Source organism: Leisingera sp. SS27 (assembly GCF_028368855.1).
Classification (GTDB): domain Bacteria; phylum Pseudomonadota; class Alphaproteobacteria; order Rhodobacterales; family Rhodobacteraceae; genus Leisingera.
Genome location: NZ_JAQNCY010000001.1, coordinates 434,217 through 447,278, shown reverse-complemented (window position 1 = coordinate 447,278; position 13,062 = coordinate 434,217). Strand labels below are relative to the sequence as shown.

Below are 13,062 nucleotides of genomic sequence, written 5' to 3'. Positions count from 1 at the left end.
GGGATCAGTTGCCGCAGTCTCAGACTTTGAGTTTTTTGCGCAGCCGCCGGATTTTGGATTTAAACTTAAAACCCTTCTCCAGGCTCACGCTGTTGGTCGCCTTCCACCACTCCCGGTCCTTCGGCCAGCTGCGCCAGACAATGCCGTCTGCTGCCTGCAGATGAGAGATGCATTCTTCCTCGCCTTCCTTTGCGACAAGTGCACCGTCTTTGGAATGATACCAGGTCATTTTCTGGCAAACGCGGCCTCTGCCGTCGATGTGCCATTTTCCGACACCGACGCTGTTGGGGTGCTGCGCGCAGTAGCCTTGCGCCTCCCAGCGCGGCCCGTAGTAGACACCGCCCTGGCATTTCTTCCAAATTTGCGTATTGCCGCCGTACAAGTTGGCAAGTTCTTGTGCCGCGGGGACTGCCGCATTTTGCGGTTTGGGGTCAGCCGTGGCCTGTGTCGTTGAAAAAGCCGCGCTGAGAATCGTTACCAAGACGGCGAGATGAGATGATTTCATGGTGCCCTCCATTACCAGAGGTATAGTATAGCACGATTTGTGTAGTGGGTTGCGGAGGTTGTATTTGGGCCGCCATTGGCCGCGGTTACTTCGCTTTAACGCAAATTTGCGCGCTCAGCAGCGCGGCGGACCGCATCAGCAACATCGTCCGTTGCGACGTGCTGCGGCATGTGGCCAATGCCCTCCAGCAGGGTCAGGCGCGCGCTGTCCACGTCCCGGGCCAGCCCTTCGGCATGGAGATTGAGGTTCACCAGATCATCCTCAGTGCCGTGGATCACCTCCAGCGGGACCGTGATGCTGCCATAGTGCTGCGAAAGCTCTGTCACTTCCTCCAGCAGGTTCGCCCGCTGCCGGGCGTTGGCCCTGAGCGAGCTGCGCCGCAGCGACAGGCGGGTGCCAAAGTGTTCCGCGTATCCCTTCGGCACCGCTTGCGGGGCAAAGATCTCCTGCAGAGAGCGGCTGACCACGGCATCTGGCACATAGGCCGTCAGCAGCGGCACCGCCACCGCACTGCCAAAGCGCGAGGAGGTGAGGCGGTAGAGCGGATCCAGCGGCGAGGTCCAGGGGTAGGCCACGCCAGACACCGACACCAAGGCAGATAGGCTTTCAGGGTGATCTACTGCCCAAGCCAGCGCCACGGCGCCGCCATAGCTCTGGCCAAGAACCAAGGGTTTCTCGGCGCCCATCTGCGCCGCGGCCTGGCGCATCACATCTGCCTGCTGGCGAATGGTTGCGCCCGTGCCGTTCAACGGGCTGGAATACCCCAGGCCAGGCCGGTCGAAGATCAGGATGCGGAACTCATCAGCCAGCGCTGGTGCCAGCCGGAACGTCATGTCGCGGGTGTTGCCGCTGGAGCCATGCAGCAGCACCAGATCCGGTGCGCTGCCCTTGGGCCGGCCCATTTCCACCACATGCACCCGGTGGCTGCCCACCACCAGAACCTGGCCCTGCGGCGGATGGCGGGTCTCAGCCGCAGCCTCGCGCCGGCCTGCCTGCCAGAGCGTGAGGGCAGTCCCCGCTGCCACAGCAAGGCCTGTCCAGATCAGCATCCTAGCGGCCGATCTCATCCATGTCATAAGGCGTTGTCTGGTAAATCTCATTGATCCAGTTGCCATAGAGAAGATGCGCGTGGCTGCGCCAGCGGTTCTGCGGCTGGCGGCTGGGGTCATCGTCCGGATAGTAGTTGCCCGGCACGTTGATCGGGGTGCCGTTGGCCACGTCGCGGTCGTATTCCTGCTTCAGCGTATCGCTGTCGTACTCAAAATGGTTGAAGATATAGAGCGCGCGGTGCGCCTTGTCCTCGATCAGGCAGGGGCCGACCTCGTCACTGCCTAAAAGTGTCTTCAGCCCCTCGGCGGTATCGACCTCCGCTTGCTTCATCTCCGTCCAGCGGCTGACCGGGATCACGAAATCATCCGAGAACCCGCGCAGGTACGGCGAGGCCGGCGCCAGGTTCTGGTGCCGGAAGCAGCCGAACGCCTTGTGGTCCAGCATGTGCTTCTTCACGCCATGGAAGTGGTTGATCATCGCCATGCCGCCCCAGCAGACGCCAAAGGTCGAATGCACATTGGTCTGGGTCCACTCGAACACCTCGCGCATCTCGTCCCAATAGGTGACCTCGGGAAAGTCCAGATGCTCGATCGGCGCGCCGGTGATGATCAGCCCGTCGAACTTCTCGTGCTTCACTTCCTGAAAGGAGTGATAGAACTCCTCCATATGCGCGGCAGCGGTGTTCTTGGTCTGATGCTCGGTCATCCGGATCAGGCTCAGCTCGATCTGCAAGGGCGTCGCCCCGATCAGCCGGGCAAACTGGTTCTCGGTCTGGATCTTCTTGGGCATCAGGTTCAGCAGCCCGATGCGCAGCGCCCGGATGTCCTGACGCGCCGCCTGATCCGGCGACATGACCATCACGCCTTCGTTCGTCAGAACGTCATAGGCGGGCAGGTCAGCGGGGATCTTGATGGGCATGTCAGTATCCTGATTTGCGGAAAGTTGTACGATATAGCGGAGGTTGTCAGATAAGCGGGTTAGCCGCGGTCCTCAAGGGCCTTGGCGATCAAATCCACGAAACCAGCCTCATCCTTCACGGCGGAGATCTGGCTGGCAGTCACCGTGACGCCCCAATTGTCCGCCATCGCCTGATAGCGCGGCTGGCGGTGCGCCAGCGCCTGGGCATAGGTCCAGCGGATAAAGGCATCGGGGTCCACATCCGCCTCAGATATCTTGTTTTCCTTAAGGTATTCCTGCCAGACCCGGTTCAGGAACTCCGGCTGGTAGGACATCGGCTTGGGGGCCCTGTCAAAGCGGCGGACCAGCTCGGCGGTGTGTTCCTCGCTTCCCTTAATCCAGACCATCAGCGTGTGCTTGCTCAGCTCGGACAGGATCTGGTCGTTCGGGTCATTGGCATCGACCCACTCACAGATCGACCCGCCGGTGTCGCAGATGAAATTCGGATAGCCATAAAGCTGCTGCGCCCGGTCCGCGAAATACTCGGTGTCCAGCAGGGCGCGGATTTCGGCGACACGGAACTGCTCCTGGCGGCGCTTGTACTCGGCAATCGGCAGACCGCCCTTGGCGGTGTCGCCGGGCTTGCCCAGATAGGCAGAGACCGGGCGCAGGTTCTCGAAAGTGATGTTGGAGCCGATGAAGATCGAATCCGTCAGCAAGAGTTCGCGCAGAAAGGGCACCTTCATTGCCTCGGCCTTGGCGTTGTCGGCAATGTATTCACCCATATAACGGGTGCCGATGCGGTAATCGATGGAATAGTGGAACCAGCTGCCGGCGCCGCGCAGAACGTTGCTGACATAGGTTTTGCCAAGCCCGGACATGCCAAAGAACAGCACCCGTTTGTTCGGCGCGTCGCGCCAGTCCTGTGCGGAAGAGTAGAGCATGGAAATTTCAAGTCCCTGAAGGTGTCACGCCTTGCTAGCTACCCGTAGGGGCCGGGTCAATTCCATGCGCGCTTCAGCCGCGCCAAAAGAAAACCCCGCCCCTCGGAAGGGACGGGGCAAACTGCCCGGCAGGTTTCTGGTTTAGAAGTGGAAGCCGACCTTCAAGCCAAAGCTGACCGCGTCGTTGTCCTGAAAGTTGGTGACCGGGCTGCCGCCAGGGGAGGCCACCGCATCGCCCAGCTGGGTATAGCGGACGCCGGCAGAGACGGTCATGTTGTCCTGCTTGTATTGCACGCCGACCCGGATCGCTTCATAGCCATGCGTCGGTGCCAGCGGAGAGACCAGGTTGTCGCCGTCCGAATCCGAATAGATCAGCGCCACCGAACCGGACCACTTGTCATTGAAGGCGCGTCCAACACCCAAGGTGTAAGTAATCGAGTCGTCCAGATCAATCAGATCGACGGAGCGGCCGGCCAGGGTGCTCAGGCCCGGAACCACCAGATCTGTTACGCTGTGCTCAGCCCAGCGGATGCCGCCAAACAGCAGCGTGTCCTGGGCGATGCCGGTCTGGAAGTCCAGGTTCACCGATTGCGGAGTTTTGGTTTTTGTTGTGGTGCTTGCGGTGGCGCTGGTGGCAAAGGTCTCGTTCAGGTTGAAATCATGCTCGATCTCAGAGCTGTAGGTCAGTGCAACCCGCAGGGCGATATCAGGAATTTCATAGGCCACGCCTGCCACCCAGCCAAAGGCGCCGTCCTTGTCCACCTTCACGTTGTATCGGCCGCCGATGGAGGTGTAGGCCCCGCCTTGCAGATTGATTTCGCCGTCAAGCTCCTGGTAGCGCAGGCCGCCATGGACACTGAAGCGCTCATTGAACTTGTAGCGCAGCAGGGCGGTGATCGAGTTCGAATCCGCTTGTGCGGTCGTTCCGCCAAGCAACAGGGACCCGGTGGTCGGGTAGTTCACATCCACGCCCCACGGCTGGTCAAAGATCAGAGCGAACGACAGCTGTTCATTGATGTCGCGCTTGTAGCCGGCGCCAAACATGTTGAACCGCTCACCGACATCGCCAGTGGCGGAGCCGAACGGGTTCAGCGAGGTGCGGTCGTTGCCCGACAAGTCCACGGATGTCGTCGCGAACGAAAATTCGGCATAGTTGCCTTCTTCAAAGATGATCCCGATCGGCTGGCCGGTGCGGTCCAGACCGCTTGCCATGGCAGAGCCGGATGCCAGCGCCAAAGCCGCCGAAGTTGCAAGATAGCGTTTCATTGTTCCTCCCTGAGTTGCGGCCAGTGGAAGCCGCTTTACGCAAACGTAATCGGGCGGATTTCGGCAAATCAACATTAACCGCACGGCAACTAGACCGATTCAATCAGCTTTGCGGAGTTCTGCGCGGCTGGCCTGCAACTATATTAAGATAATTTGCAATGCAGATGATGGCAGCGCCGCCCAGCACCCAGGCATCCAACGCCTCTCCGTAGATCAGCATGCCGAGAATGGCGATGGCAGGCAGGCGGGCAAAATCCACCGGCACAACCACGCTGGCGGGGGCCAGCGACAAGGCCGTGGTCAGGCAGAAATGCGCAGTCAGCCCGGCAATGCCGATCAGCACCAGCCAGGGCAGGGTGCTTGCATTGGGCAGCACCATGTCACCATCCCACCCGGCCGCCAGCAGCCCCATGGCCAGCTGCATGGACGTCAGCCAGAACAGGATCGAGGCGGTATGCTCATGCCGGGTCAGCCGTTTGGTCAGGATCGCCGTGAGAGCAAAGAAGATGGCACAGCTGGCTGCTGCCGCCAGGCCAAGGCTCAGCGTCTCCGGGCTGGGCCGCGCGACAATCAGAATACCGGCAAAACCCAGTGCTGCCGCCAGCATCCGCCGTCGGGTCAGCGCCTCGCCCAGCAAGAGCGGCGACAGGATGATCACCCACAGCGGCGAGGTGAACTCCAGCGCAAAGACCTGGGCCAGCGGAATCAGCGTCACCGCCAGAAACCACAGGTTCTGGCCGGTGAAGTGGAACAGGTTTCGCAGCAGATGCACGCCCAGCCGCTGCCGCCGCACCTGATGCCAGCGGCCTGCGGCGCTCAGCACGGCAACCACGATCACCACCCCCACCAGGCTGCGGTAGGCCATGATTTCAAAGGTGTCCAGCGTTAGCCCGGCCTCGCGCCCGGCAATCGCCATGGCAGAGAAGGACACAATGGCCCCAACCATCCACAGCGCTGCCAGTCCCGCGCGTGTCTCGCCCTCTGCCATGCCTGCCCCCTTGTTCAACTGGGGAGAACAGAGGCGGAAAGCTCTCCGCGGGTCAAGGCCTTAGGCCCCAGCGCCGCAGATTGCAGGGCCGGGGTGTGAAATTCATCGCTTGGCTGCTGCTGCGGCTGCCTGAAGCCTGCCGGCTCTCAGGCCGCTGCCCTGCGCAGGGTTGGTGAATCCAGGGAGCGGCCCGATTTGATATAAGCAGCCGCGGAGGCCACCGGGTCAAAGTTCAGCCGGTTCAGCAGTGTCCGAATTTCGAGGGTCAGCGCTTCGGTCACATCGGAGGGATTGCGGGTCGCGTTCTTCTTTTCCGGGAGCTTCGGCACGCCGTTAAAGCCCAGATCGGCCAGCAGCCTTGCAGCGCCTTCGGGCTTTGTTGCTTCTTCCAGCTTAGCTTCTACAAAATTGACCTGCTGGCCGTATTTCAGCAGGTAATAGGCATAGCGCGCCTCCATCTCCAGCGCGTACCAGATGGCGCAGCCGACCTGGCCAAGCGACAGTAAACCGGCAGGGTCTACGATCAAATTGCTGTAGCCCATGTCCAAGTACCACTGCCACCGGATGGTGATATTCATGAAGTCATTGCGGCTGACATAGCTCGCGCATTGCTTGGCCAGGTCGCGGCGCAGGAGGATAACGGTGGTGCGGCTGCGGATGGGGCTTCCCGCCAGCGCTTCGATAAGCCCGCATTTGCCCAAAGTGTGGTTGGATTCGGCGTAAGGCGCTTGCAGTGACGCCAGCTTGTCCTTCCAGAACTTCTGCATCCGGGTATTCATGCCGTAAGTGTTGAAGGTCCGCATGTGCCTGATTTCCGGCATTTGTGTGCCGAAGTCATCAATGTTCAGCGGCTCATGTATGGATTTGATCCGAAGATTGTCACCCAGGAACTGCGCCAGCCAGGCCGTACCGGTGCGCCCTGCAGAAAGAGTGAAGAAAAAGTCGCTTTTCTGGGCCTGCGCCGGCTTGGGCGCCGCAGGTGCCATGCCAGGGCGCGTATAGCCGAATTTGCGGATCTCCACCGCGCATTGCTCCGCCACGACCTCTGCCGCCTCCGGATGCCGGGCATAGAGTGTTTCGGGATCAGCTCCGGTGCGCGGACTGATGTTCCCTTTGGCACGCAGGCTTGTAAACCGCTCCCACAGCCCGTCGATGCCAAGCGCCGCGATGTCCTCTTCCAGGTGCTCGTAACGCAGGAAAACGTCTGGTGCAGCCGGTCCTTCCAGCGGCGCGATCTGGCTGTTTTCTGCCAGCAGGCCGGGCAACTGGCGGACAAATTGCCCGAACGGAATGCCTGCCGCGTCCGCCTTTTCCCAATAGTAACGTGAGATGATCGCGTCATAGGGGTCCCGCCATATGGTGACCTTTGTGTAGCTGCCCCAGATCTCTTGCGGGATGAGGGGCTTGGCTTGGGAAGCCGGAATGTGGTTAAAGAACTCTGCTTCCGTCTCTGTGCCATCAGGCCAGATTTGGTGCTGATAGTTTTGCGCACCGGGATAACCCAGTTCTGCGCGGATGTTTTCATCATCAGGAGAAATCGGAGTGATGATACTGGTCCCGTCGCAAAAGCTGGATAAAGCGATTTCAAACGAGGTGCCGCCCACCTTTTTGGTCTTGATGAAGATGAGTTTCAGCGGGTGGCAAATAATCATTGGGTTCTCCAGGCCGTCGGCGTCCTGGAGACTATCCCAAAATCGCCTGACAAATTGGTTAACCGGACGACGCAGAGATTTCAGCGGCGGACCGGGTGAACGGTTGGAAAAGGTGACCGCGGCAACAAAAGGCGGCCCGGTTTGCAAACCCAGGCCGCCTGAATTTGCGTATGATTTCATTGGGAAGGGGGCGGGCTAGAGTTGTGCGCCTAGCAGGACGCTGCGGGGCTCGCAGAAGCAGTGGGATTTGTGGCTGCTAGAGGATCTCGTGCAGCAATTGGGCCTGTGGGTGCCGCGCAATCGTCTCTTGGCCCCTCGCGCCAAGCTGTTCGAGCCCGGTCTCGTCCTGCAGCGCTTCTTCAATGCCCGCTGCCAGCCCGTCATAAGGAAGAGACAACAGCCCGTCACGGTAGCAGTCGTCGATCCGGGTAGTCGGGTTCACCTCTGCTGCCGTGGGGATGCCATTGGTCATCAGGTAAAAGGCGCGCACAATCTCGAAGATCTGCGTTTCATAATAGTGAAGGTTCAGCACGAGCCGTGAGCGCGCAATCCAAGCGTCGCGCTCAGCGCCGAAGACGCCGCTCAGCACTTTGACCCGCAGACCACGGGAGATTAGATCATCAAGCACCAGTTTGCGCCGCTGATTGATACAGCCGTAGAACAACACTTCGACATCGCGCTCTTCCTGCGACGTAATACGGCAAAGCTCCTGTTGAAAACCGAGTTGGAGTTTTTCCACGCGCTTGACGCCAAATTCCCTGAGGTAGCCAACGTTCACGTCGCTGTAGTCCCACAGGGTGAAGTCGTGCGAGAACCACTCCAATATCTTCTTGTTCCATTCGCCGAACGTTCCGCCCAGCTGTTCGGTGTTCAAAATAATCGTTCCCGGCGGCATCTGCGAAGCAAGGGCTGGGCTTAGCAGATGCACGCCGATCAGGATGTTGCGGGCAGTTGGGTCTATCCCGTTCTTCTTCAAAGCCGCCTCATGGCCGAGTTCGCGCAGCGCAAACAGCAGCAGGTCGGCGATCTCGTAAAACGCACCGGAGTGAATGTAGTTCTGGGGTTCTGCCAAGCAGATATTGTATCTTTGTGTCATGGGATGCCAATCGGACCTCAGCCTGCCGCTGCTTCGGGCAGCTGCCCGGCAGCAGAGCGCCGCTGATACTGGAAATTGTCAAAGTCCATGCCGTAGATCTTCTCGGCAACGGCCAGGCCCTCATCGCTCAGCACCAGATCACCGAGGTCAAACCCGTCTGGCGTGCGCAGGTGGTTGCTGTGGGTCATCTGATGGCTGGCCGGGTTGCCGAACAGGGCCGCATCGATGAAGGCCTTGGCCTTCTGCGCGCCGTTTTCTTCAAGCTTGAATACCTGGTAATTGGCACCGGGATAGAAAAAGCCCGACTGAGGGTAGAAATGGCCGTCCATCCAGCCCTTGTTCAGCACATTCTCCAGCAGGCGGGTCTTGACGAATTGGTCCAGGGTTTCATCGCTGCCGATCCGGCGCTCCACCAGCCGCTGGAACTTATAGGCGCTTTCAAGACGGGTAATCGGATCGCGCACGATGGTGAAAAAGCCGGTGAAAAATTCCTTGGGAAACAGCCGCCCAATCGATTCCCCGTCGATGTGCTGGGGAGACGAAATGTTCCAATGCTGCTGCGGCGGATTGGCGACATACTGTTCATCCAGAAATGCCAGGCTGACGCCGTTCAGGCCCTGAATGTACCGCTCAATGGATGTGCCGCCGCACTTGGGAATATGCGCGAAGTGCAGCAGCACGTCTTTGTATTTGATCAAGGGCATTTTGCGCCTCCATTAGCCTCGAAGCAGTTGGCCGCCCGTGGTCAAACCGGCGGCCAAGCGTTGCGTTCAAGATGGCGCAAATTGTTTAAACGTTCTTTAAAACAGGCGTGGTTTCCACCGTTGTTTCAAAGCCCGTGAAAAGCCCAGATCATTCCCACTCGATGGTGCCCGGAGGCTTCGAGGTGATGTCATAGGTGCAGCGGTTGATGCCTTTCACCTCGTTGATGATCCTTGTGGCGGTCTCGCCCAGGAACTCGTGGCTGAACGGGTAGTAATCAGCCGTCATGCCATCAACTGACGTCACTGCGCGCAGGGCGCAGGCATAATCATAGGTGCGGCCGTCGCCCATCACGCCGACGGTGCGGACCGGCAGGATTGCCACGAAGGCCTGCCAGATTTCGTCATACAGACCGTGCTTGCGGATCTGGTCGATATAGATCGCATCCGCCTCGCGCAGGATCTCCAGCTTTTCGCGGGTGATCTCGCCGGGGCAGCGGATCGCCAGGCCCGGTCCGGGGAAGGGGTGGCGGCCGATAAAGCTCTGCGGCAGGCCCAGCTCACGGCCGAGCGCGCGGACTTCGTCCTTGAACAGCTCGCGCAGCGGCTCGACCAGCTTCAGGCCCATCTTCTCCGGCAGGCCGCCGACGTTGTGGTGCGACTTGATGGTGACCGAAGGCCCGCCCGAGAAGGACACCGATTCAATCACATCCGGGTACAATGTTCCTTGCGCCAGGAACTCGGCGCCGTCGATGGTGTCGGCGTGTTTCTGGAACACGTCGATGAACAGCTTGCCGATGATCTTGCGCTTGGTTTCCGGGTCGCTTTGCCCGTCCAGCTCGCCCAGGAACAGATCGCTCTCATCCGCGTGGATCAGCTGGATGTTGTAGTTGTCGCGGAACATCGCGACGACTTCTTCCGCCTCGTTCTTGCGCAAGAGGCCGTGGTCCACGAACACGCAGGTCAGCTGGTCGCCGATTGCCTCGTGGATCAGGATCGCGGCGACGGACGAATCCACACCGCCGGACAATCCGCAGATCACCTGCTTGTCGCCGACCTGCGCGCGGATCTTTTCGATCATCTGTTCGCGGTAGGCGCCCATGGTCCAGTCGCCTGAAAACCCTGCCAGCTTGACAAAGTTCTCATAGAGCTTGGCGCCGTTCGGGGTATGGTGCACCTCCGGGTGGAACTGCACCGCATAGAAGTTGCGGGAGACATCGGCGGTGATTGCATAAGGCGCGTTGGGGGAGGTGCCGTAGACCTCGAACCCCGGGGCGATCTTGCTCACGTGGTCGCCATGCGACATCCAGACCTGCTCGCGGTCGGCGTCATTGGCAAACCAGCCCTCCAGCAGCGGCGGTGTTTCCACCGTTGGGGTCACATAGGCGCGGCCGAATTCTGCGGTGCCATGGCCGCTTTCCACTGTGCCGCCCAGCTGGTGCATCATCACCTGCTGGCCATAGCAGATGCCCAGGATCGGCACGCCATAGTCGAAAATCTCCTGCGGCGCCCGGGGGCTGCCCTCGCGGGTCACGCTGTCCGGCCCGCCCGAGAAGATCACTGCCTTGGGCGCCAGCTCGCGCACAAAGTCCATGGTGACATTCTGATAGGGGTGGATTTCGCAATAGACGTTCAGCTCGCGCAGGCGGCGCGCAATCAGCTGCGTGACCTGGCTGCCAAAGTCGATGATGAGAAGGCGGTCATGGGATGTCTCTGTCATGCACGCGCCATAGGGCAGGAACGCGTTTTCCGCAAGGGGGTTTGGCTGCCTTGACGGGCAGCGTGCGTGATTTCACGGCAGATCGGCATCCCGCGTGCCGAAGGTATGCAAAAGTCCACCAGTGCGGTGGAAAATGCTTCGGCAATGTCGCTTTTCAACTTGAATGGCCGCAATCCTGCGGCGGCAGCGCGCGCGGGGGCTATAATACCCTTCGCAATGAAATGCCTGTGGTGAGGATAAACCATGACAGAAGCAGCCCCGCGCCGTCGTGCCCGCGGTTCCGGCGGCGGTGCCGCCCGCCGCGCCGAGCGCACCAGCGTCAAGATCGAAACCGCCAAGTACATCGAGCGCAACATTCCGAACTTCGAGATCCTGAACGAGGAAGCGCTGGAGATCATCGAGTACAACGCGGACACGATTCTGGAAGAGGTCGGCGTCAATTTCGTTGACAACCCGGCGGCGCTGCAGCGCTGGCGCGAGGCCGGCGCCGATGTCCAGGGCGAGCGCGTGCGCATCCCCCGCGGCCTGGCCCGCAAGCTGTGCTCCACTGCTCCTGCGGAATTCACCCAGCACGCCCGCAACCCCGAGAAATCGGTGGTCATCGGCGGCAAGAACCTGGTTCTGGCTCCGGTCTATGGACCGCCGTTCGTTCGCACCCGCAGCGGCGGCCGCCGCTATGCGACCATGGACGATTTCAACAAGTTCGTGAAACTGGCCTATATGTCCAAGTGGCTGCACCACTCCGGCGGCACCGTTTGCGAACCCACCGACATCCCGGTGAACAAGCGCCACCTGGACATGCTGATGGCGCATATGACCCTCAGCGACAAGCCGTTCATGGGCTCCGTCACCGAACCCAGCCGCGCGCAGGACTCCGTCGACATGGCGGGCATCCTGTTCGGCAAGGAGTTCGTGCAGAACAACACCGTGATGACCTCGCTGACCAACATCAACTCGCCGATGACCTTCGACGACGTGATGATGGGCTCGCTGGAAGTCTACGCCCAGAACATGCAGGCCTGCATCATCTCGCCGTTCATCGTCGGCGGTGCCATGGCGCCGGTGTCGGTGGCTGGCACCCTCACGCAGGTTCTGGCAGAGGTTCTGGCCGGCATCGCCTACAACCAGCTGTGCCGCGCCGGCGCGCCTGCGATCTTCGGCGCCTTCGTGTCGTCGATCGACATGAACTCCGGCGCCCCGACCTTCGGCACCCCCGAAGCGTCGCTGGTCACCTATGGCGCAGGCCAGCTGGCCCGCCGCCTCGGCGTGCCGTTCCGCTCGGCCGGCTCCTTCTGCGGCTCCAAGCTGCCGGATGCGCAGGCGGCTTATGAAACCGCCAACTCGCTCAACATGGGTCTGATGTCCGGTGTGAACTTCATGCTGCACTCTTGCGGCTGGCTTGAAGGCGGCCTGGTTGCCGACTTCGAGAAGTTCGTGATGGACGCCGACCAGCTGGGCACGCTGCACGGCCTCGCCAAGGGTATTTCCGTGGACGAGAACGGCCAGGCGATGGACGCCATCCGCGAAGTCGGCCCCGGCGGCCACTACCTCGGCTGCGCCCACACTCAGGCGAACTTCAAGTCGGCGTTCTGGAAATCCGAAGTGCTTGATTACAAGCCGTTCGAACAGTGGGAAGAAGAAGGCGCGCGCGACACCTATGCGCTGGCCGAAAGCCGGGTCGAGAAGCTGCTGGCCACCTACGAGCAGCCTGCGCTCGATCCGTCCATCAAGATGGCGCTGGACGAATATGTGGCCGAGAAGAAGGCCTCCATGCCCGACGCCTTCATGTAAGCGCGGGCCTGAATATCAGGGGCAGGGGGCCGCACCCTCTGCCGCAGGAAAACGGCGGTCCCTTTGGGCCGCCGTTTTTACTTTTGACCGTGCCGTCAGACAGGCGGCTTCGCCCGCCAGCGCAATCAGCACATCTACATGGCGGATCATTGAATACCCGGCTTCGCCAGTCTTGCGAGCCTTGTTCAAGCCATCCTCAAGTTCCAGCAGCAGCATTACTGCGGCGGCAGGCTTGGGCACCTCGCCGTAGCCCAGAATGCGGCGCAGGTCGCGTTTGCGGCAGTAATTACAGGCACCTAACCGGGCCGCCCGCGCCAGAATCCTCGGGCGCCGCAGCAACGAAACGCGGCTGAGTACATCCTGCATGACCGTCTCCTTTCCTATCTCTGATCTGGCTCTGCTATAACACAACCTCAGGTGGTGTTGCGGAAAGGGGGCGACCGGTGAACGGT

General features: G+C 60.7%; 12 protein-coding genes. 1 reads left to right on the top strand and 11 read right to left on the bottom strand.

Features of this window, described 5'->3' with window-relative positions; all coding sequences use genetic code 11:
* Positions 1-19 precede the first annotated feature (19 nt).
* The 10 genes from N6L27_RS02125 to guaA form a co-directional block, all read right to left on the bottom strand.
* Positions 20-505 carry a DUF995 domain-containing protein gene (locus N6L27_RS02125; protein ID WP_271905439.1) on the bottom strand — a complete coding sequence of 162 codons (486 nt, stop codon included), beginning with the start codon at positions 503-505 and terminating at the stop codon, positions 20-22.
* A gap of 95 nt (positions 506-600) precedes the next feature.
* Complete coding sequence (locus tag N6L27_RS02120) at positions 601-1,554, bottom strand: alpha/beta fold hydrolase (RefSeq protein ID WP_271905438.1); 954 nt, start codon at positions 1,552-1,554, stop codon at positions 601-603.
* Position 1,555: 1 nt separating this feature from the next.
* Positions 1,556-2,473 carry a homoserine O-acetyltransferase MetA gene (gene metA, locus N6L27_RS02115; protein ID WP_271905437.1) on the bottom strand — a complete coding sequence of 306 codons (918 nt, stop codon included), beginning with the start codon at positions 2,471-2,473 and terminating at the stop codon, positions 1,556-1,558.
* Between the two features lie 59 nt (positions 2,474-2,532).
* Complete coding sequence (locus N6L27_RS02110; RefSeq protein ID WP_271905436.1) at positions 2,533-3,396, bottom strand: ATPase; 864 nt, start codon at positions 3,394-3,396, stop codon at positions 2,533-2,535.
* Between the two features lie 141 nt (positions 3,397-3,537).
* A complete protein-coding gene (locus tag N6L27_RS02105; protein ID WP_271905435.1) occupies positions 3,538-4,662 on the bottom strand; it encodes an OmpP1/FadL family transporter in 1,125 nt (374 codons plus the stop codon).
* Positions 4,663-4,765: 103 nt separating this feature from the next.
* Positions 4,766-5,650, bottom strand: a complete 885-nt coding sequence (locus tag N6L27_RS02100; RefSeq protein WP_271905434.1) for a DMT family transporter — start codon at positions 5,648-5,650, stop codon at positions 4,766-4,768.
* Positions 5,651-5,796: 146 nt separating this feature from the next.
* On the bottom strand, positions 5,797-7,302 hold the full coding sequence (locus N6L27_RS02095) for a hypothetical protein (protein ID WP_271905433.1): 1,506 nt from the start codon (positions 7,300-7,302) through the stop codon (positions 5,797-5,799).
* A 256-nt stretch (positions 7,303-7,558) separates the two neighbouring features.
* Complete coding sequence (locus N6L27_RS02090) at positions 7,559-8,374, bottom strand: glycosyltransferase (protein WP_271905432.1); 816 nt, start codon at positions 8,372-8,374, stop codon at positions 7,559-7,561.
* A gap of 41 nt (positions 8,375-8,415) precedes the next feature.
* Positions 8,416-9,102 carry a sulfotransferase family 2 domain-containing protein gene (locus N6L27_RS02085; protein ID WP_271905431.1) on the bottom strand — a complete coding sequence of 229 codons (687 nt, stop codon included), beginning with the start codon at positions 9,100-9,102 and terminating at the stop codon, positions 8,416-8,418.
* Between the two features lie 148 nt (positions 9,103-9,250).
* Entirely contained in the window at positions 9,251-10,819 is a 1,569-nt protein-coding gene (gene guaA, locus N6L27_RS02080) for a glutamine-hydrolyzing GMP synthase (protein ID WP_271905430.1), read from the bottom strand.
* 243 nt (positions 10,820-11,062) lie between these two features.
* On the opposite strand from guaA, the gene N6L27_RS02075 reads away from it, so the two are divergent.
* Positions 11,063-12,610, top strand: coding sequence for a trimethylamine methyltransferase family protein (locus tag N6L27_RS02075; protein ID WP_271905428.1), 1,548 nt, complete (start codon positions 11,063-11,065; stop codon positions 12,608-12,610).
* 15 nt (positions 12,611-12,625) lie between these two features.
* Here N6L27_RS02075 and N6L27_RS02070 read toward each other — a convergent pair whose 3' ends face one another.
* Complete coding sequence (locus tag N6L27_RS02070; protein WP_271905427.1) at positions 12,626-12,976, bottom strand: DUF6477 family protein; 351 nt, start codon at positions 12,974-12,976, stop codon at positions 12,626-12,628.
* Between the last annotated feature and the right edge of the window lie 86 nt (positions 12,977-13,062).